This is a genomic window from Streptomyces sp. SL06 (assembly GCF_058244745.1).
Genome location: NZ_JBSYOT010000002.1, coordinates 23,813 through 44,550, shown reverse-complemented (window position 1 = coordinate 44,550; position 20,738 = coordinate 23,813). Strand labels below are relative to the sequence as shown.

At 72.7% G+C, this 20,738-nt stretch carries 15 protein-coding genes and 2 pseudogenes; 15 read left to right on the top strand and 2 right to left on the bottom strand.

Going from position 1 to position 20,738, the window contains the following annotated elements; translation table 11 throughout:
* Positions 1-28: 28 nt before the first annotated feature.
* Positions 29-1,363: an NAD-dependent succinate-semialdehyde dehydrogenase gene (locus AC4IHM_RS00565; protein ID WP_490865093.1), complete on the top strand. Its 1,335-nt coding sequence runs from the start codon at positions 29-31 to the stop codon at positions 1,361-1,363.
* 23 nt (positions 1,364-1,386) lie between these two features.
* On the opposite strand, the pseudogene AC4IHM_RS00560 reads toward AC4IHM_RS00565, so the two are convergent.
* Positions 1,387-2,768, bottom strand: a pseudogene (locus tag AC4IHM_RS00560) (PP2C family protein-serine/threonine phosphatase).
* A 234-nt stretch (positions 2,769-3,002) separates the two neighbouring features.
* On the opposite strand from AC4IHM_RS00560, the pseudogene AC4IHM_RS00555 reads away from it, so the two are divergent.
* The 14 genes and pseudogenes from AC4IHM_RS00555 (at position 3,003) to AC4IHM_RS00490 (ending at position 19,620) form a co-directional block, all read left to right on the top strand.
* Positions 3,003-3,796 (top strand): annotated as a pseudogene (locus tag AC4IHM_RS00555) (class I SAM-dependent methyltransferase).
* Positions 3,797-3,825: 29 nt separating this feature from the next.
* Complete coding sequence (locus AC4IHM_RS00550) at positions 3,826-4,245, top strand: hypothetical protein (protein WP_490865092.1); 420 nt, start codon at positions 3,826-3,828, stop codon at positions 4,243-4,245.
* A complete protein-coding gene (locus AC4IHM_RS00545) occupies positions 4,242-6,455 on the top strand; it encodes a tetratricopeptide repeat protein (protein ID WP_490865091.1) in 2,214 nt (737 codons plus the stop codon). The genes AC4IHM_RS00550 and AC4IHM_RS00545 overlap by 4 nt, the downstream gene beginning before the upstream one ends.
* Positions 6,456-6,618: 163 nt before the next feature.
* Positions 6,619-7,464, top strand: a complete 846-nt coding sequence (locus tag AC4IHM_RS00540; protein ID WP_490865090.1) for an SDR family oxidoreductase — start codon at positions 6,619-6,621, stop codon at positions 7,462-7,464.
* Positions 7,465-7,646: 182 nt separating this feature from the next.
* Positions 7,647-8,246 (top strand): GPP34 family phosphoprotein, encoded by a 600-nt coding sequence (locus tag AC4IHM_RS00535; RefSeq protein WP_490865089.1) that lies wholly within the window; start codon positions 7,647-7,649, stop codon positions 8,244-8,246.
* Between the two features lie 85 nt (positions 8,247-8,331).
* On the top strand, positions 8,332-9,420 hold the full coding sequence (locus tag AC4IHM_RS00530) for an NAD(+)/NADH kinase (RefSeq protein WP_490865088.1): 1,089 nt from the start codon (positions 8,332-8,334) through the stop codon (positions 9,418-9,420).
* Between the two features lie 94 nt (positions 9,421-9,514).
* The gene (locus tag AC4IHM_RS00525) at positions 9,515-10,147 is read left to right on the top strand and encodes a DUF1275 family protein (protein WP_490870726.1); all 633 of its coding nucleotides are present in this window, start codon (positions 9,515-9,517) and stop codon (positions 10,145-10,147) included.
* A gap of 430 nt (positions 10,148-10,577) precedes the next feature.
* Positions 10,578-11,819: an acyl-CoA dehydrogenase family protein gene (locus AC4IHM_RS00520; protein WP_490865087.1), complete on the top strand. Its 1,242-nt coding sequence runs from the start codon at positions 10,578-10,580 to the stop codon at positions 11,817-11,819.
* Positions 11,812-12,867: an LLM class flavin-dependent oxidoreductase gene (locus AC4IHM_RS00515; protein ID WP_490865086.1), complete on the top strand. Its 1,056-nt coding sequence runs from the start codon at positions 11,812-11,814 to the stop codon at positions 12,865-12,867. Before AC4IHM_RS00520 ends, AC4IHM_RS00515 begins: the two co-directional genes overlap by 8 nt.
* Before the next feature lie 62 nt (positions 12,868-12,929).
* Positions 12,930-14,249 carry an NtaA/DmoA family FMN-dependent monooxygenase gene (locus AC4IHM_RS00510; protein WP_490865085.1) on the top strand — a complete coding sequence of 440 codons (1,320 nt, stop codon included), beginning with the start codon at positions 12,930-12,932 and terminating at the stop codon, positions 14,247-14,249.
* A 64-nt stretch (positions 14,250-14,313) separates the two neighbouring features.
* Complete coding sequence (locus tag AC4IHM_RS00505; RefSeq protein WP_490865084.1) at positions 14,314-16,029, top strand: ABC transporter substrate-binding protein; 1,716 nt, start codon at positions 14,314-14,316, stop codon at positions 16,027-16,029.
* A 62-nt stretch (positions 16,030-16,091) separates the two neighbouring features.
* Positions 16,092-17,051: an ABC transporter permease gene (locus AC4IHM_RS00500; RefSeq protein ID WP_490865083.1), complete on the top strand. Its 960-nt coding sequence runs from the start codon at positions 16,092-16,094 to the stop codon at positions 17,049-17,051.
* Between the two features lie 11 nt (positions 17,052-17,062).
* Positions 17,063-17,938, top strand: coding sequence for an ABC transporter permease (locus AC4IHM_RS00495; RefSeq protein WP_490865082.1), 876 nt, complete (start codon positions 17,063-17,065; stop codon positions 17,936-17,938).
* Positions 17,935-19,620 carry a dipeptide ABC transporter ATP-binding protein gene (locus AC4IHM_RS00490; protein WP_490865081.1) on the top strand — a complete coding sequence of 562 codons (1,686 nt, stop codon included), beginning with the start codon at positions 17,935-17,937 and terminating at the stop codon, positions 19,618-19,620. Before AC4IHM_RS00495 ends, AC4IHM_RS00490 begins: the two co-directional genes overlap by 4 nt.
* Positions 19,621-19,693: 73 nt before the next feature.
* Here AC4IHM_RS00490 and AC4IHM_RS00485 read toward each other — a convergent pair whose 3' ends face one another.
* The gene (locus AC4IHM_RS00485; RefSeq protein ID WP_490865080.1) at positions 19,694-20,731 is read right to left on the bottom strand and encodes an aldo/keto reductase; all 1,038 of its coding nucleotides are present in this window, start codon (positions 20,729-20,731) and stop codon (positions 19,694-19,696) included.
* Between the last annotated feature and the right edge of the window lie 7 nt (positions 20,732-20,738).

Here is a 20,738-nt window from a genome sequence, read left to right as displayed (position 1 = left end):
GCCCCCCCCCACGCCCTCTGGAGATCCCATGTACGCCGTCACCGACCCGACGACCGGCGAGGTCCTGGAGACCCGCCCGACCGCCACCGACACCGAGATCGCCGCGGCGGTCGACGCCGCCCACGCCGCCACCGCCTGGGGCCGCACCAGTTCCGTGGCCGAACGCGCCGCGCTCCTGCACCGCCTCGGCGACCTGCACACACAGCACCGTGCCGCGCTCGCCGCAAGCATCGTCCGCGAGATGGGCAAACCCCTGGCGGAGGCAGAGGGCGAGATCGACTTCTCCGCCGAGATCCACCACTACTACGCCGACCACGCCGAGGAGTTCCTTGCCGACGAACACCTCGACGTCACCTCCGGACCCGGCACGGCTCTCATCAGGCGCGGCCCGGTCGGCGTCCTGCTGGGCATCATGCCGTGGAACTTCCCCGCCTACCAGGTCGCCCGCTTCGCCGCCCCCAACCTCGCCCTCGGCAATACCATCGTCCTCAAGCACGCCCCGCAGTGCCCCGCCACGGCCGCCCTGCTGGAGGACCTCTTCACCGAGGCCGGCTTCCCGGCCGGGGCCTACACCAACGTGTACGCCACCAACGACCAGGTCGCCGGCATCATCGCCGACCCCCGGGTCCAGGGCGTGTCCCTCACCGGCTCGGAACGGGCCGGCGCCGCCGTCGCCGAGATCGCCGGACGGCATCTGAAGAAGGTGGTCCTCGAACTGGGCGGGTCCGACCCGTTCATCGTGCTGTCCACCGACGACCTGGACGCGGTCGTCGAGGCCGCCGTCGCCGCCCGGCTCGACAACACCGGCCAGGCGTGCAACGCCGCCAAGCGGTTCGTGGTCGCCGAGGACCTGTACGACGCGTTCGTCGAGAGGTTCACGGCCCGGCTCCTCGCCGCCGCCACCGGAGCACCGCTGTCCTCCACCACCGCCGCCGAGACCCTGGCCCGGCAGGTCGACGAGGCCGTGGCGCAGGGCGCCACCCTGCACAGCGCGGGGGAGCGGCACGGGGCCTTCTTCCCGGCGGGCGTCCTGACCGGACTCACCCCGGAGCACCCCGTCGCCCGCCAGGAACTCTTCGGCCCGGTCGCCACGGTCTTCCGCGCCGCCGACGAGGACGACGCCGTACGCATCGCCAACGACACCCCCTACGGTCTCGGCTCCTACGTCTTCACCACGGACCCCGACCAGGCGGCCCGCGTCGCCGCCCGCGTCGACGCCGGAATGGTCTTCGTGAACGGCGTGGGAGCGGAGGGCGCCGAACTGCCCTTCGGCGGCGTGAAGCGCTCCGGCTTCGGACGCGAACTCGGCCGCCTCGGCATCGAGGAGTTCGCCAACAGGAAGCTCATACGCACGGTGGGCTGACCACCCCGGCCGGGCCGGCGGCGTCAGCAGTGGCCGTAACCCGTCGGAGGCGGGGTGCGCGGGGCGATGACGGCCTTGTCGTCATGGCCGTTGCCGGGACGGTTGTCGGCCGGAGCCCGGCACAGGGCCTCCGGTGCCAGCCCGGCGAACCGCGCGGCGGTCACCGCCAGGGCGTCCAGGCCGCGGTCCAGCGACCGACCGGGGGTCTCCACCAGGCCGTCGGTGTACAGGACGACGGTGCTGCCCACCGGCACCGGCCGGCACTGGTCGGGGCGGTGCAGGCCGGGCGCCACACCGAGCGGGACTCCCGGCTCGGTGTCCAGGTAGTCGGCCCGCCCGTCGGGCAGCAGCAGGAGCGGCGGCGGGTGACCCGCGCTGGACCAGCGCAGTTGCCAGGCGCCGTCCGCCGGTTCCAGCCGGGCCGGCAGGGCGGTGGCGATGGGCGGTGCGTCCAGGGCGGCGGCCATGATGCGGTCGAGCCGGGCGAGCGAGGCACTGGGCGGCGCGTGCCAGTCGTAGTACAGGGCCCGCAGCATGTTGCGGATCCGCGCCATGTCGGCCGCCGCCCGCAGGTCGTGTCCCACGACATCGCCGATCACCACCGCGCACGCCCCGTCGGGAAGCAGCATGGCGTCGTACCAGTCCCCGCCCACCGAGGCCGGCGCACTGGCGGGACGGTAGACCGCCCCGGCGGTGAAGGGCCGCAGGTCGGGCAGCCGGGGCAGCAGCAGCCGATGGAACTGTTCGGCGTTGTTGCGGACCTGCTGGTAGAGGCGGGCGTTCTCGATGGCCACGCCCGCCGTGCCGGCGAGCGCCCGGATCACCCCCTCGTCGTGCCGGTCGAAGGGCTGTCCGTCCTCGCGTTCGGTGAGGTAGAGATTGCCGTAGATCTTCCCCCGCACACTGATGGCGACCCCGAGCAGGGTGTGCATCGCAGGGTGTCCGGGCGGGAATCCCGCCGACTCCGGGTGCCGTGCGATGTCCTTCACCCGCAGGGGCTCGGGGTGGTGGATGAGATGCCCCAACAGGCCCCTGCCACGAGGGAGTTCCACACCCTCCAGGCCGGCCGGCTCGGCCGAGGTGAGGCCCGCCGGGATGAACTCCTCCAGCAGCACGCCCTCTTCGTCGAGCACGTCATGGCACCGTAGCGGGCGCCCACCAGGTCCATGGCGGTACGGACGATCCGCCGCAGCACGGTGGGCAGCTCCAGCGCGCCGGTGATGCTCACCACCGCCTGGAGCGGCTCCTGCAATGTGCCCTGGGCACGGGCCAGGGTGTGCAACTGCTCGCCGATGCGGTTCAGGTCCGAGCTGAGCGGCAGGTCGAGCAGCGACGTGTACGACTCCTCGCCGGGGTCCTCGCCGGCCGTAGCGTCGTCGGGCCGCTCCTGCCGGGCCTCCGCCATCGCCTCCGCCGCACTTCCGCCGCCTGCTCCGGACACACCGGCCGTGCGCTGCGCCTGTGGATGCGGTGAACGACCGATGTCGCCATATGAACCTCAGTGCCGTCCCGCCATCCGGCGACTGGCCGCGGACCGTCCGAGGCCACCCGATCGGCGCACGGCCACGAGCACGCCGTGCTCCTCGCGGCCGGACCCCGGGACCTGTCCGGCGGAACACGCGGACACTACGCTGCGGGGATGGAACCTGCGGTCGACGAGCCCGAGGGCCCCGCCCGGTCCGCGGCCCGCGACCGGGTGAACGACTACGACGGCTTCGCCGAGGCGTACTAGGTGGAGACCGAGAACAACCTCGTCAACGCGTACTACGCGCGCCCCGCGATGCCGGCCCTCTCCGAAGACGTGACGGGCCGCCGGATCCTGGACGCCGGCTGCGGCTCGGGCCCCCTGTCCGCCGCCCTGCGCGACCGCGGTGCGGTCGTCACCGGCATCGACGCCGGCGCCGAGATGCTGGCGTTGGCCAGGCGGCGGCTCGGTGCCGACGTACCGCTGCACGTGGGCGACCTGAGCGACCGGCTGCCCTTCGCCGACGGTGCCTTCGACGACGTGGTCGCGTCCCTGGTGCTGCACTACCTGGGGGACTGGGGGACTGGGGGCCGACACTGGCCGAGATGCGGCGCGTGCTCGGGCCGGGCGGCCGGCTGATCGCCTCGGTGGACCACCCCTTCGCCGCCTGCACGATCCAGGACCCCCGGCCCGACTACTTCGCGACCACCGGCTACGCCTTCGACTGGACGATCGGCGGGCGCCGCGTCCCGATGAGGCTCTGGCGCAAACCGCTGCACGCGATGATCGACGCCTTCACCGCCGCCGGCTTCCGCCTGGCCGGCATCAGCGAGCCGCGGCCCGACCCGGCCGCCCGCGAACTGTTCCCCGAAGGCTTCCACGACCTCTCGACCAAGACCTGCTTCCTGTTCTTCGTCGTCGAGGTACCACCGGACGTTGTCGCCCCCGTGAGCGGCTCGGGGACTTAGGATCTGAAGTCGGCCGTAGGGGGAGGACTGTGGATCCGGAGATCGCCGCACTGGCAGGGACAGCGGGCACGACCGTGGTCACATTGATGGCGACGAACGCCTGGGAGTCGGCGAGGGACGGCGTGGTCGCGCTCTGGCGTCGTCACCAGCCCGCCAGGGCCGAGAGCGTCGGTGAGGAACTGGAAGCCGGACGCGAGGACCTGCTCCTCGCGCGCGAGGCGGGCGACACCGAGTCCGAGGCCGAGCTGACCGCCGAATGGCAGGGCCGCGTACGCCGGTTCCTGCTCGCCCGGCCCGAGGCCGCCGACGCACTGCGCCGAATCCTGGAGGAGCTGGACCCGCCCTCCCCGGGAGAACCCGGCGCGCGGCAAGTCGCGCTGCGGGCACGGGCGTCGGGCAGCGCACGGGTCTACCAGGCCGGCCGCGACCAGCACATCACCGAACGATGAGCGCGCCTGAGCCGATGAGAGGACGCGCGTCGGGCAGTGCCCGGGTCTTCCAGACCGGCGGCGACCAGTACATCGAGGAACACGTCCACCACTACGCCCCGGGCTCGGCCCCGCTGTTCGGACGCCAGGTGGTGGGACCCGCCGCGGCGCAGCGGACCGCGCCCGACTCCGTGCGCCTGCCCCTGGTCGGGCGCGCGCCCGGCGTTCTGCGGGACCGCGCCGAACTCATGGAGCGCCTGCGGGCCGCGCTGGCCGGCCCGCGCGGCGACATCCACGTCCTGCACGGAATGGGCGGCTGCGGCAAGACGGCTGTCGCCCACGCGCTGTTCACCGAGGCCGTACGGGACCACGGCCGCGTCGGCCTGTGGGTCAACGCCTCCGAGCACGTCTCCCTGCGAGCCGGCATGCTCGCCGTCGCCGGCGACCGGGGCGCCACCAGCGGCGAACTGGCCGCCGCGGCCGGCGGCCAGCGCGCCGCCGCCGACCTCGTCTGGCACTGTCTGGACCGCTCGGCGACGCCCTGGCTGCTGGTCCTGGACAACGCCGACGACCCCGCCGTACTGGAAGCGGGCGCCTGGTTGCGCACGAGCCCGCTGGGCACGGTGCTGGTGACCAGCCGTCACGCGACCTCCGTGCTGTGGCGCGGCCCGGGGGTGCGCAGCCACCGGCTCGGCGTACTCCCCCTGCCCGACGCGGCGTTGGTCCTCCAGGACCTCGCCCCGGACGCGGGCACGCGCGAGTCCGCGCGAAAGGTGGCCCGGCGCCTGGGCTGCCTGCCCCTGGCACTGACCCTGGCCGGGGCCCATCTCGCCCACCAGTTGCTGGAGTCGTGGTCGATGGACGAGTACGACCGCAAGCTCGCCGAGGAGTCGACGGCCCTGGTGGACGGAGGAGCGGCCGGCGGTGAGCACTCCCGTCGCCTGGTGGGCCGCACATGGCAGTTGTCGCTGGACACCCTGGCGCAGGGCGGTCTGCCGGAGACGACGAGCCTGCTGCGGCTGCTCTCGTGCTGGGCGGCGGACCCGGTGCCGCTGTCCCTGCTGATGCCCGCCGCGCGGGGCACCGTCGGCCTTGAGCACCTCGACCCGCCGCTGCCCGCCGCGCGGGTCGAACCGGCCCTGCGGGCGCTCCTGGACCACTCGTTGGCCGACATGCTCGAAGCCGACGGGCACCGCTGCGTGCGCGTCCACGGCGTACTGCTGGACAGCGTCGCGGCCGGTGTGCCCGGCGCCGAACGCGGCCCGCTGACCGAGGCGGCGGGCCGTCTGCTGCGGGCGGCACTGGAAGGGGAAGGCGGCGCCCTGCCGCAGGCCCGGTCCCTCTCGCGGCTCCTGGCACCGCACGTGGCCGCTCTGCTCCAACGCTCCCACCGCCATGGGCAGGTGACCGAGGAATCCATACGGATCGCGGTGCGTGTCGCCCGACTCGTGTATGAGTCGGGCGACTGGACCGCCGCGCTGGCCCTGGCCTCCACCGCCGCCCGCACGGCCGCCGAGCAGCTGGGCGACGACAGCCCGGCAGCCATCGAGGCCCGGTCGGGCCAGGGACCCATCCTGTTCAGGCTCGGCCGGTACACCGAGGCCGCCGATCTGCTGCGGCCGGTCCACGACGACGCGCTGCGCACACTCGGCCCTCATGACACGCGCACCCTGGACGCGGCCTACGAACTGCAGCGCGTGCTGCACCGCCTGGGCGACCTGGCGCAGGCCCGTACGCTCCTGGAAGCGGTCCTGGAGGGCCGTCGCCACGTGCTGGGCGAGGACCATACCGCCACCCTCAAGACCCGCTGCGAGATGATGGAACTGCGCTTCTCGCAGGACGAGTTCGACGACTACACGGCGCTGGCCGGGGAACTGGTCGGGGACTGCGAACGCCACCTCGGCGACGCGCACCTGGTGACCGTGTGGGCCCGCGACGCACTCGCGCGAGGCCTCCTGCGCTTCGGCCGCGGCGCCGAGGCCGAGGACCTCTTCCGCCAGGTGCTCGCCGGCCAGCGCGCCGGGTACGGGGACGACCATCCGCTGGTCCTCGGCGTGCTCATCCAGCTCAGCCGCGCCCAGCACGCGCAGGGCAAACGGCGGGAAGCCGCCGACAGCGCGCGTGAGGTGGCCGAGCAGCGGGCCAGGATCCTGGGGGAGAGCCATCCCGAGACGGTCGCGGCCCGCGCCTGGTGCGCCGAGACCGAGGCGGCGCCGCCCGCCGTCGGCTGATCATCCGCCGGCCGTCCCGTCCGCCTCCCGGCCGCCCGGCGACCGGGCCCGCGCGACGGCCCCCGACAGCCGTCGCCGGGAGGCGACCCGGCCACCGGGGGCCTACCGTCGTCCACGGGCGGGGCACACACACGCGGGCACCAACAGGGAAGGCGCGAGAACCATGGCGGGACCGATTCTCATCACCGGTGCGGGCAGCGGTTTCGGCAAGGAGGTGGCACTGCGGCTCGCGGCGGCCGGGCACGAGGTGATCGCAGGCGTGGAGATCATCGCCCAGGTCAGCGCCGTCCGCGCCGAGGCCCGGGAGCGCGGGGTGAAGCTGCGGGTCGAGAAGCTGGACGTCACCGACCCCGGCGACCGCGAGAACGCCTGGAGCTGGGACGTCGGCGTCCTCCTGAACAACGCCGGCGTGTCCGAGGGCGGCGCGAGCGCCGACATCCCGGAGGAGCGGCTGCGCCGCCAGTTCGAGGTGAACGTCTTCGGGCCGATCCTGCTGACCCAGGGCATCGCCCGGCGGATGGCGGCCCGCGGCAGCGGACGCATCGTGTTCATGTCCTCGGTCGCGGGTCTCACCGTGGACCCGTTCACCGGCGCCTACGCGGGCTCCAAGCATGCCGTGGAGGCGTTCGCCGACGCACTCGACCAGGAACTCGCCGAGTTCGGCGTCACGGTCGCCACGATCAATCCCGGTCCGTTCCTCACCGGTTTCAACGACACCATGTTCGAGACCTGGAAGGAGTGGCGCGACGACCCGGCCGACCGCCTGTACGACTACGCCGCACTGGCCTTCCCGCACGAGCAGTACGACCCGGAGCCGGTCTTCGAACGCGCGGTGCGGGTCCTGCTCGGCGAGGACCGCCGCTACCGGAACCTGCTTCCCGCCGAGATGGAGCGGCAGGTCCGCGAACAGATCGACGCCCAGTGGGAACGGCGGACCAACGACGGCGGCCGCCCCGCCCTGGTGCAGAGCGCCCACGACCTCCAGCCCGGCACGCCGGTGGCGTCCTGACCCCTGGGCGGGAACACCGGTGCGGAGTCGTTCGTCTCCGGACAGGCGGCGCGTGCGGCCCTCGCGCCACTCGTCACCGACAGCGCCTCGGCGGCCGACGGCGCCCGCCCCGGGCGCGTGGGTAGGCTGAACCGGATCGCGCCGCGTGCCGCGGCAGATGTGACAGATGTGGAGCCGCCGCCATGACCACAGCGCACGACCTGACGATCGTCTCCCTGGAGGTTCCCTCCGCATACCCCGTGGAGCGCGGCGACCTCTCGCTGGCCCTGGCCGGAGCGGAACTGGCCGACCTGCTGGCAGCCGGAGCGGTGACCCTGGACGGTGTGGACCTCCGTGCGGCGGCGCCCGCGGAATCCGGTGACGCCCTCCGGGACGCGGCGGCCTCCCTCCTCACGGAGGGAACCGAATCCGTGGCGGACTGGCTGTGGCGCCGGGGACGCGGCCTGGCGGCGAAGTACCTCGCCGCCGAAGGGGTGGACGACGGCAGCCGCAGACGCCCGCGCTGGATCACGCGGCGCACCGCCGACCGGCCGGCGCCGACCGATCCGGCGGTACGCCGGCGGGCCACCGACCGCTGGGCCTCCGGCGATCCCCTGCTGGTGGGACTGGCGGCCGCGGTGGGAATCAGGCACGAGACGGCGGATCAGAGCGCCGACCCCGACGACGACGCGATCGCCGCCGTCCTCGCCGCCGTGAACGACGCGGTGGTGGAGCTGGCCGACATCCGGCAGCGCCGCGACATCGAGGACGCCGCGTTCGACAACATCTGGCGCGGAATGTGACGGCCGGACAGGACCACGCCCGGCGGTGCGCGGTGCACGGGTGTCACCAGGCGGCCGTCCCGTACGGACGCGCAAGGAGGCGGATGTGACGATCGAGCGGGTCGGACTCGTGGTGCACGGCGGCCGCGAGAGCGCGGCGCAAGCGGCGTCGCAGGTCCGAAAGTGGTGCCACGAGAACTCCGTCGAGTGCACGGACATCGACGTGTGGAGCGGCGGAACCCGGCGCAACGCCCGGGAGGAGATGGCGGCGGCCGGCGACCCGGACCTCGTCGTCACCCTGGGCGGTGACGGCACCTTCCTGCGCGGTGCCCGGCTGGCCGCGCAGAACGACGCGCTGATCCTGGGCGTGGACCTGGGACGGGTCGGCTTCCTGACCGAGGTCCCCGCACTGGCGGTGCGCTCCGCCCTCGACGCGGTACGGGACGACCACCTGGACCCGGAGAGCCGCATGCTGCTCACCCTGCGGGCCTCCCGCCGCCTGGAGATCCCGTCGGACATGGAGGCGCTGCTGCGTTACGGGCGAGGCCCGCTGCTGCCGCCCCCGCCCGTGCGCACCGACTGCGACAACGGTGGCGAGTGGGGCGTCGCCCTGGACGTCACCGCGCTCAACGACGTCGTGCTCGAAAAGCTGTCGAGGGACCGGCAGATCTCCGTGGGCGTCTACGTCGCGGGCCGGCTGCTGGCCTCGTACTCCGCCGACGCCCTGCTGGTGGCGACCCCGACGGGTTCCACCGCCTACAGTTTCGCCGCGGGCGGCCCGGTCGTCTCCCCCCGTGCCGAGGCACTCGTCTTCACACCGGTGGCCCCGCACATGGCCTTCGACCGTTCGGTGGTCACCGCACCGGACGAACCCGTCGGACTGCGGGTCCTCGAACGGTCGGGCCGGGGCGCCGTGAGCATCGACGGACAGCTGCGCGGCGTACTCGATCCGGGGGACTGGCTCGGCGTCTACCCCTCACCCCGCCGGCTGCGCGCGGTGCGGCTGGGCCCCACGAACTTCTACGGCCGACTGCGCGAACGCATGCGGCTGACCGACGCCCCGGCCGCGGTCGCCGACGGCACCCCCGCACCCCTGTGGCCGGTCAGTACGCCCCCGCCGCAGGACCTCGCACATCTGGCGCTGCCGCCCGTGCCCGGGGCGGACGGCACGGGCGAGCGGGACCGGCCGCGTTAGGCGCCGACGAGACGAGGAGAGGACCACGGACGGACAGCGTCGTCGGGATTGCCCGGCCCGTTCACGGCGGCGGCCCGACACCCGGGCCGCGTGGCTGCTGACCTTCTCGGCGGGTGCGGTGAACGCCCTGGGCTTCCTGTCGCTCGGCGGAGTCTTCACGAGCGTGGTGACCGCCAACTCGGCGACGGTCGGGATCGGACTGGGAGGCGCCGATCCGGCACTCGGCGCGCTGGCCGGCCTCGCGGTGCTGTGCTATGTGCTGGGGGCGGCGGGAGGCAGTTGGGCCGCCGCCCGCACCCTGCGCGGCACGCGGTTCCCGGCGGCCGACTTCCTGCTCCTCGAACTCGTACTGCTGTGGGCGGTCGCCGCGTGGTGGCTCTCGGCGGACGGCCACCCGGGCGGCGGAGCGCGCGCGGTCATGCTGGGCACGGTGTCGGCGGCGATGGGGTGTCAGAACGCCGGCGTCCGGGTCGCCATGAGCCCCCGGACCACGACCGCGTACCTGACCGGCCTGCTGACCCAGGCCGTCGCCGAGGCGGTGACCGAACGACGGCCCCAGCGGCGGGCCCTGGTCACGATGGGACTGCTGATTCTCGGCGCCACCGCGTTCACGCTGCTGGAACGGTGGCTGCACGGCATCGCCGCGTTGCTTCCCGCGCTCCTGGTCACAGCGGCGTGGTGCGCCGTTCACGCGAGGACACAAACGCCGCCCGCACCGGCGAAGTGAGGCCGAAGGCGGCGGCGTTGTGCGATGTGAGACATGGTTGACAAGCAATCCCGCCCCCGCACAAACTCTGTTGCCATGAGCCTCCTGGACCCTCTGCTGACCAGCGAGCGCTGCGTCGACCTGCTCAGGGTTTCCAGCGCCCGTTGTTGAGGCCCCTCGCCGCGTGATCCACGCGCCGCGCCCCTCTTTTCCCCGGCCGGCCGACCCGTCCGCGCGCTGACGCGCCCACGGCTCGGCTCCGCGGGAGCCCGCTCGCTGTGACCCCGTACGGACCGCGCACCGCCGCGGTCCGTTCCGTCGCCGTGACCGGCGCAGAACCCACATCACCTCTCCCTCACCTCACACACCCACGTCCGGTTCCGGTCGCGGGTGCGTCGATGCGCCGTGCCCGCACGGCGGTTGGACGGCGCTGACGTAGCGAAGGAGCACCATGAGCCAAGCGGCCGGCACATTGGACGAAGCAGTGGACCGTTTCCGGGACGTCTTCCGGCGACTGGAGGCCGGGGCCGGCGAGCGCGGCCTGTCCCGCGAGCATCCGCACCGGTTCGTGCGCGAACTGGCGGACGCCGGCTTCGGCAGGTTGCGCGTCCCGGTCGAGTACGGCGGCTTCGGCGCGGACCTGCCCACCCTGTTCCGCCTGCTCACCGAGGCGGGCAGGGCCGACTCCAACATCCCCCAGATCCTGCGCGGGCACTTCACCGCCGTCGAGATACTGCGGCACACGGACGACCCCGAGACCCGGGAACACTGGCTGCGCCGGATCGCGGAAGGCTCCCTGTTCGGCAACGCCCAGTCCGAACCGGCCGCCATCAGCCCTGACTTCACGCCGACGACGCGCGTGCACGAGGTGAACGGCCAAAGGGTGGTCAGCGGCACCAAGTTCTACTCCACCGGTGCGCTGTTCGCCGACCACATACGGGTCGCGGTGGCCGACGACGACGGCAACCGCTGGTTCGTGGTGGTACCCGCGCGCCACCCCGGCGTCGACCACGTCGACCACGTCGACCACGGGGACGGCGTCGGCCAGCGGCTCACCGGCAGCGGCACCACGCACTTCGACCGCGTCCCCGTCGAGAAGCACGGCGACCTGGGCCGGTTCAAGGAGAGCCTGCGGTCCCTGCCGGCCTTCGTCCAACTCGTCCACCTGGCCAACCTCGCGGGCATCACCCGCAGCGTGCTCGACGAGACGACCGCCCTGGTGAGAACCCGTGAACGCACCAGTCCCCACGCGCTGTCCGCACAGGCCACCCGGGACACGGAGGTGCTCGCGGTCGTCGGCCACCTCCACGCCCGCCTGCTGACCGTCGACTCCCTGCTGCGAACGGCGGCCGAAGGACTGGAGGCGGCCGACCGCAGCGGCTCGCCGGAGGCCTGCGCCGCCAACCACATCGACGTCTCGGCGGCGAAGGTGGCCATCATCGAGGCAGCCCTCGACGCCGCCAACCGCGCCTTCGACGCCGGTGGTTCGTCGGCGGTCCGGCTCAGCGCGCACCTCGACCGGCACTGGCGCAACGCCCGAACCCTCGCCTCGCACAACCCCGTCGTCCACAAGCCCCGGATCGTCGGAGACTTCCTCGTCAACGGGGCCGCCCCCGAGTCCTCCTACGACCGCGGCCGGCGGTCGCGGCAGACGGCCGGACCCGAGACCGCCGGGAGGGGGGCCCGTGTCTGAGACCGCGGGCGTGATCGGCGCCGGGGTACGGGACGGCCGGCCCTTCCGGCTCGGCTTCCTGCTCCACCTCGACTCCGACCTCGCCCCCGCCGAGGCCTACCGGCAGGCCGTCGACCTGTTCGTGGCCGCCGAGCAACTCGGCTACGACTCCGGCTGGGTGATCCACCGTCACTTCCGCCAGGGCAACGAGCACGTCTCCGTCCCGCTCGTCCTGCTGGCCGCGATCGCCGAGCACACCACCCGCATACGGCTGGGAACCGGCGTGCTCGTCCTGCCCCTCGCGGACCCCCTGACAGTCGCCGAGGACGCGGCCGTCCTCGACACGCTGAGCGGCGGACGACTCGAACTCGGCGTCGGCTCCGGGCCGTTCCCGACCGCGTGGGAGGCCTTCGGCCGCAGCCCGCAGGACCGGCACCGGCTGTTCGACGAGAGCGTGGCGAAGCTGCACGACGTCCTCGAAGGACGGCCGGTCAACAGCGCGGGGGAGACGCTCCACCCACCCGGACACGGTGTGCGGCGCCGGCTCTGGCAGGCCACCACCAGCGAGCCGACGCGGGCCGTCGCGGCGGCCGTCGCCGCCGCCGGGGCGGGCGACGGACTGCAGCTCTCCCGGGCCGGTGACTGGCCCGGCCGGCAGAACGTGGCGCAGCAGAGCGACCTCGTCGCCGCCTACCGCGAGGCCGCCACCTCGGCCGGGCACGAGCCACGCGTCCAGATCTCACGCGCCCTCTACCCCCACCCCGACCCGGCCCACGCGGTCCGGGCCGTCACACCCGGTGTGCGCCGCTGGCAGTCGTGGGCGCCCAAGGACCGCGCCGCCGGCGAACTGGGCGTCGAGGAGTACCTGGAGCGCGACCGGTCGCTGATCGGCCCGGCCGAGACCGTCTCCCGGGCCCTCGCCGCCGACCCCGCCCTGGCCGCGGTCACCGACCTGCTCGTCAGTTTCGTCCCCGGAGTACCCGAGTACGACGAACACCTCCGCCTGCTCACCGCCACCGCCCGGCAGATCGCGCCGTCGCTCGGCTGGCGGCCCCTGGAGGACACCTGACCGAGCGCCCGCACACCGCTGCCGCGCGCACCACCGACCACCCGGATGGGAGCACCCCTGTCATGACGGGCTTTCACCTCAACCTCTCGCTGCTGACCCCCGGACACTTCCGGCAGGCTTGGCGGCTGCCCCACGTCGACCCCCTCGCCCACCTGGACATCGGTCACTTCGAACGGCTCGCCGAGGCCGCCGAGGACGCCGGGATCGACGCCGTCTTCCTCGGCGACGGACCCGCCCTCGGGGCCGGTATCGAGGACTCGCCGGGCACCGGACTGGATCCGCTGATCCTGCTGGCCCACCTGTCCGGGAGCACGCGACACCTCGGCTTCGTCGTCACGAGTTCGACCACGTACAACTCCCCCTACAACCTGGCCCGTCGGTTCAACGCCCTGGACCACGTGAGCAGGGGACGGGCCGCGGTCAACATCGTCACCACCGCGACCCCGGCCGCCGCCGCGAACTTCGGCGCCGACGGACAGCCGGACAAGGAGACCCGCTATCGCAGGGCGCACGAGTTCCTCGACGTGGTCACGCGCCTGTGGGACGCCTGGGAGCCCGGCGCCGTCGTCGGGGACCGGGCGAGCGGGAGATACGCCGACCTCTCGCGGATCCACACCGTCGACCACAACGGCGAGTTCTTCTCGGTGCGCGGACCGCTGCCCGTACCCGCCGGACCGCAGGGCCGGCCGGTGATCGTCCAGGCCGGCGGCTCGCAAGGCGGTCTCCGACTCGCCGGCGAGTTCGCCGACATGGTCTTCACCGTGGCCCAGACCCGGAGCAGGGCGACCGCCTTCCGCGAGGACATCCGCCGGCGGGCCGCTGCCGCCGGTCGCCGCCCGGACAACGTCAAGGTCTCACTCGGCGTGGTCGTCCTGGTGTCCGAGACCGAGGCCGAGGCCCGGCGGCGCGAGCGCGAGCTGTACGGAACGCTTCCGCTGGAGCGGCTCGCCGCGTCCGTCACGGCCGAACTCGGGCTGCCGACGGGCTCGTACGGGCCCGACGACCTCATCACGTCCGACGATCTCCCGGACGCCCCGCCGCAGGGGGCGTTCTCCGCCGGCTTCAGCCGGTCCACGCGCGCGCTGATCGCCGAACGCCCGAGGACCCCGAGGGAACTGGTGCACCGCTCGGCCGGCGGATCAGGCCACCGGCTGCTCGTCGGCTCCGCCACCCAGGTGGCCGACGACCTGGAGGCCTGGTTCCGGGCCGGCACGGCCGACGGCTTCACCGTCATGCCCGCCGACACCGCGGTCGACTTCGAGAACTTCACCCGCCTCGTGGTGCCGCTGCTCCAGGAACGCGGCCTGTTCCCGCGCCAGTACACCGCCCCCACCCTCCGCGAGCGCTACGGCCTGGCCAGGCCGGTGACACAGCCGATCTGAGCCCCGCGCACCGTCGTCCTCCCGAAGCACGACCTCCATGCCGCCACGACCCCGAGGAATCCCCATGTCCGACCTTCGCAGTTCCATCGAGCGTGCCGCGCCACGGCGCAGGAAATGGCCCTGGGCCGCCGGAGCCGTCGCCGCCTTGCTCGTCGTGGCCGGCACCGTCGCCCTCACCCGTGAAGACGACGGCGTCGACCGCACCGCCGGGGACGGCACCCCCGTGCGCGGCGGCACCCTCCAGTTCGCGCTGATCGACTACCAGCGCAGCCCCGACCCGCAGTGGGGCACCAACTACGCCGAGTCCCTCATCGGGGACAACATCACCGACAAGCTGACCTGGCAGGACCCGGAGACCGGCAGGATCACGCCATGGCTGGCCAAGTCGTGGGAGTACAACAAGGACCTCACCGAGTTCACCTTCCATCTGCGCACCAACGTCACGTTCAGCGACGGCACCCCGTTCGACTCCGCGGCGGTCAAGGCCAACCTCGACCAGTACGTACGCGGCGACGAGAAGCTGGACATCCTCCCCAACGGCGCCACGCTGCTGCCCGGTTACCTCGAGACCCGCACACCCGACCGGCACACCGCCGTCATCCGCTTCGACAAGCCCCTCGCGAGCTTCCTCCAGGCCTCCTCCTTCACCGCCAACGCCGGGCCCGGCTTCCTGTCCCCCGCGACACTGAAGCTGAGCGCGAAACAGCGGACCGACCCGACGAAGGTGATAGGCACCGGACCCTTCGTCTACGAGTCCTGGAAACCGCAGACCAACACCGTCCTGGTCAGGCGCAAGGGCTACGACTGGGCCCCGCCGGCGCTCCACCACAAGGGCGAGGCCTACCTGGACAGGATCGTCTTCAACACGATCCCCGAGTCCAGCGTGCGGACCGGCTCGCTGGAGTCCGGCGCCATCGACGCCACGCTCGACGTGGGCACCACCGACGAGAAGACCCTGGCCGACCAGGGCTTCGAGATCCTCCACCGACCCGTGTCCGGCACCTCGATCTTCTTCAACCTCAACTCCCAACTCTTCCCCACCGACGACATCGCCGTGCGCAGGGCCATCCAGACCGGCTGGAACCGGCAGGCACTGAAGAAGACGGTGCTCACCGACTCCTACTCGGTGGCGACCTCGGTCCTCGAACCCTCGGTCTTCGGCTACCGGGACTACAGCGGCTCCGTCCTGAAGTACGACCCGGAAAAGGCCGCCCGGCTCCTGGACCGGGCCGGCTGGAAGAAGGGCCCGGACGGCGTCCGGGTCAAGGACGGCAAGAAACTCGTCGTCAAGCTGATCGGCATCAACAACCTGGTGGTGAACAAGCCCGCCTACGAGTCGATCCAGCAGGATCTCAGGAAGCTGGGGATCGATCTCAGGCTCACCGTCGTCCCCATCCCCGACTACTCCGCCGCCGTGGCCAAGGCGAAGACCGACTGGAACATCACCGCCGCCAACCGCTCGCGCAACGACCCCGCCGTCCTCAACCTCCAGTACGGCCCCGCACTCGGCAACGGCTCCTACGTCACCGAGGACTCCACCGGAATCGACGCCGACGAGGTCACCAAGACCCTCGGCAGGCTGGAACTGACCCTGGACCCGGCCACCCGCCGCCGGTACGCCGAGGCGGCACAGGACCTGCTGCTCGACAAGTACGCGCTGGTGAACCCGGTCTACAACCCCGCGCAGGTGATCGCCCAGGCCGGCCACGTCCACGGGATCGTCTTCGACGCCCAGTCCCGCAACCACTTCGTGGACGCCTGGAAGAGCGACGGGAAGTGACGGCCGGCGGCCGCCGGGCCCGGCCCGGCGGCCACCGGCCCGTCCCCCAAGGAAGGAACGTCGTGCTGCGCTACCTCGCGCTGAAGGTCGGACGGGCCCTGTTCGTGGTCTGGGCCGCCTTCACCCTGACCTTCGTCCTGCTGTTCGTCCTGCCGGCCGACCCGGTGGACCTGCTCTTCGACCCCGCCGAACTGAACACCGTCACCCCCGAGGTCCGCGAGCAGGTCGCGGCGGGCTACGGCTTCGACAAGCCGGTGCTCCTCCAGTACCTCTCCCGGCTCGGCAACGCGCTGACCGGCGACTTCGGCAACTCGGTGCAGTCGGGCCGGTCCGTCACCGCCACCGTCCTCGACGTGCTGCCGAGCACCCTCGCCCTCGCCGCGGGCGCCCTCGCGCTGGCCCTGCTCGCCGCCTTCGCCGTCGCCCTCGTCGCCACCTCGACCCACCGGGCATGGCTGCGCAACCTCGTCGAGGCACTGCCCTCGGGCGCCGTCTCGGTGCCGGTCTTCCTCTCCGGCATCCTGATGCTCCAGATCTTCTCCTTCCGCCTGGGCTGGTTCCCGGCCTTCGGCGACAGCGGCGCCAAGAGCCTCGTCCTGCCGGTGATCACACTCGCCGTGCCGGTCGCCGGTCCCATCGCCCAACTCCTGGTGCGCAGCTTCGCCACCGAGTTCCGGTCCGGCTACGTCACGACGAGCCGGGCGAAGGGAGCCACCCGCAACTCCATCGTCGTCCGCGACGTGTTCCGCAACGCCGCCCTGCCCGCACTCACCATCGCCGGCATCACCTTCGGCAACCTGATCGCCGGATCGGTCATCACCGAGACCGTCTTCGCCCGCCAGGGCATCGGCCGGACGACCCAGGCGGCCATCAACACCCTGGACGCGCCCCTGGTGCAGGGCACCGTCGTGCTCGTGGCGGCCGGCTTCGCGGTGATCAACCTGACCGTCGACCTGATCTACCCGCTGCTCGACCCCCGGTTGCGGGCCACCCTCGCCACCGGCTCGCCCCTGCCGGCCTGAAGAGGAACATGATGACCGTCGAACTCGATGTGCCCGCCCCGCCCACCAGGACCGGCCCCGCCCGCCCGCTCGCCGGCCGCCTCGGCGAACTCGCCCGGCAACCCTCCCTGGTCATCTCGTGGCTCGTCGTGCTGACCGTGATCGGCTGGGCCGTCGCCCCCGCCCTGTTCACCTCCTACAGCCCCTACGAAGGCGACAGCACCACCGGCTTCGCACCCCCGAGCGCCCAACACTGGTTCGGCACCGACCGGTTGGGCCGGGACCTGTTCGCCCGCACCGTGTACGGCGCGCACACCACCCTCACCGCGACCCTGCTGGCCGTCATCGTCGCCTTCGGCATCGGCACACTCCTCGGACTGGTCGCCGGCTTCGGCGGAGGCATCGTGGACACCGCGGTCATGCGCGTGGTCGACGTGTTCCTGGCGATCCCCAGTCTGCTGCTCGCGATGGTGACCGTCTCCGTCCTCGGCTACTCCACGCAGAACATCGCCCTGGCCGTCGGCGTCTCCTCCATCGCCTCCTTCGCACGGGTGATGAGAGCCCAGGTGCTCACCGTGGTGACCCAGGACTACGTCAAGGCGGCCTACGGACTCGGGGGCCGCCGACTGGGCGTACTGGCCCGCCACGTCGTGCCCAACTCGCTCAACGCGGTGATCGCGCTGGCCGCGCTGGAGGTCGGCACGGCCGTGCTCGCGGTCGCCTCGCTCGGCTTCCTCGGCTACGGCGCGCCCCCGCCCGAGCCGGAGTGGGGCCTGCTGGTGGCGGAGGGCCGGGACTACGTCGCGGTCCACCCATGGGCCTCGATCATGCCCGGCACGGCACTCGCACTCGTCGTCATCGCCACCCACCGCATCAGCACCTCGTACCGGAAGGAACACCGCCGATGACGCACGCACCCCGGCAGCAGCGGGACCCGCTGCTGAGGATCACCGACCTTGCGATCGACTACCGCACCGGCCGCCGCCGGTGGACCCCCGCCGTGCGAGGAGCCGGACTCCACGTGGACCAGGGCGAGTTCGTCTCGCTGGTCGGGGAGTCCGGATCGGGCAAGACCACCCTGCTCCAGGGAGCCCTCGGCCTCCTCCCGCCGTCCGCACGGCTGCGGTCCGGCTCGATCGCCTACTCCGGCGTCGACGTCACCGGCTGGAGCGACAGCCGCATGGCCCGGGTACGCGGGAACTACGTCGGCTTCATCCCCCAGGACCCCAACACCTCCCTCAACCCGGTCAAGAAGATCGGGCACCAGGTCATCGAGGCGGTACGGTTCAACGCGCCCGAGGACCGCGGCGCCGCACACCACCGGCAGGCCGCCCTGGAGAGCCTGCGCACCGCCGGTCTGGTGGACGCCGAGCGGGTCTTCCACCAGTACCCCCACGAACTCAGCGGCGGCATGAAGCAGCGTGCGCTCATCGCCGTCGCACTGGCGGGCGAGCCGCGGATCGTCGTGGCCGACGAACCCACCAGCGCACTCGACGTCACCGTCCAGAAGGTGATCCTCGACCACCTCGTACGGCTGCGGGAGGAACTCGGCATCGGCGTCCTGCTGGTCACCCACGACCTCGGCGTCGCCCTGGACCGCTCCGACCGCATCCTGGTCATGCGGGAGGGCCGGATCGTCGAGGAGGGCCCGGTCGGGCAGGTCCTGGAGAACACCGCCCACGACTACACCCGGCGGCTCCTCGACGCGGCCCCCGGGCGGCACACCGGCCGGCTGGAGCCGGCATCCGGCACCCGGGCGCTCCCCGCGGGCGAGGACCGGCCGCCGGTGCTGCGGGCGCGGGCGCTCACCAAGAGCTACCACCTGCGCGGTGAGCGGGGCCGCCGGCGAGAGCTGCGCGCACTGGACGGCGTCGACCTGGTCGTGCGCGAGGGCACCACGCACGCGATCGTCGGCGAGTCCGGCGCGGGCAAGACGACACTGGCCGGCGTCCTGGTACGGTTCGCCGCCGCCGACAGCGGCACCGTGCACGTGGGCGACCGGGAGCTGACCGGCCTGGGCCGCCGGGCGCTGCGCGAGATCCGCCGGGACCTCCAGTTCGTGTTCCAGAACCCGTTCACCTCGCTCGACCCGCGGTACACCGTCGGCAAGCTGGTCGCCGAGCCGCTGCGCACCTTCAAACTGGCGGCCGGCCGGCGGGAGAGGACCGCGCGGGTGGTCGAGCTGCTGAAGGCGGTGGCACTGGACGAGAGCCATCTGAGCCGGCTGCCGGGCGAACTCTCCGGCGGCCAGCGACAGCGGGTCGCCATCGCGCGGGCGCTCGCGCTCAACCCCGCGGTCCTCGTCCTCGACGAGGCGGTGAGCGCCCTCGACGTGTCGGTGCAGGCGCAGATACTGCAACTGCTGGTCGACCTCCAGGCCGAGCGCGGACTCAGCTATGTGTTCGTCACCCACGACCTCGGCGTGGTCCGCCTCATCGCCGACGACGTCACGGTGATGAGGCACGGCGCGGTGGTCGAGACCGGCCGGGTCGAGGAGGTGTTCCGCGCGCCGCGCCACCCCTACACGCGCGAACTGCTGGAAGCCGTACCGGGAGCCCGGAGCGCCGCCGCCGCCGTCGACGTCGGCTGAGACGGGACGGACGACGCCGGCCGGAGCGCCGCACGCGGTCCGGCCGGCGAAGTCTCCGGGACGGGGCCTCGGCTCAGACCTTCACCGCGGTCCCGTGCACACCGTGCTTGTCGATCACGGCGAGTTCGTCCTCGGTGAGCGGCGGGAAGTCCAGCGCCCGCACATTGTGGTCGAGCTGCCAGGGCGAACTCGCCCCGATCAGCGCACTGGTCACCTGCGGCAGCCGCAGCACCCACTGGAGCGCCAACTGCGCCAGGGACTGGCCGCGCCCGCGCGCCAGGTCGTCGAGGGCCGTGGCCCGCTCCCGGTAGGTGTCGTCGATGACGTCCGGCGACAGGAAGGTGCTGTTCTGCGCGCGCGCCCCCGAGGGAACTGCGCCGGTGAGGTACTTGTCGGTGAGCAGCCCCTGGGCGAGGGGACTGTAGACGACGAGACCGAAACCGTCCCGGGCGGCCAGATCGGTCAGCCCGTTGAGTTCCGGACGCCGGTCGAAGATCGAGTAGCGCGGCTGGTGCACCAGCAGCGGCACCCCCGCCCGGCGCAGCAGCACGGCCGCCTCGTGGGCCTGCTCGGGGCCGTAGTTGGAGATGCCCGCGTACAGCGCCTTGCCCGAGGTGACCGCGCTCACCAGCGCGCCGACGGTCTCATCGAGCGGGGTGTCGGGATCGGGACTGTGGCTGTAGAAGATGTCGACGTGGTCGGTGCCCAGGTCGCGCAGGCTGTGGTCGAGCGAGGAAAGCAGCGACTTGCGGGAGCCGCCCCGCTGGTAGGGGCTCGGGCCGATCGGGTTGCCGGCCTTCGTGGACAGGATCAGCTCGTCCCGGTGGGCCGCCAGGTCCGCGCGCAGCACCGAACCGAAGAACTTCTCGGCGGCGCGGTGCGGGGGACCGTAGCGGTTGGCGTTGTCGAAGTGGGTGATGCCCAGGTCGAAGGCGTGCAGCACGATGTCGCGCTGTGTCCGGTAGGAGTAGTCCGTGCCGAACTTCTGCCACAGGCCGAAGGAGAAGGCGGGCAGCCGCAGGCCCGAGGTGCCGGTGCGGCGGTAGGGCAGCTTCTCGTAGCGGTCGGCCGCCGCGCGGTAGAGGGTGTCGTAGGTGCCGAAGGCTGACATGCAGGGT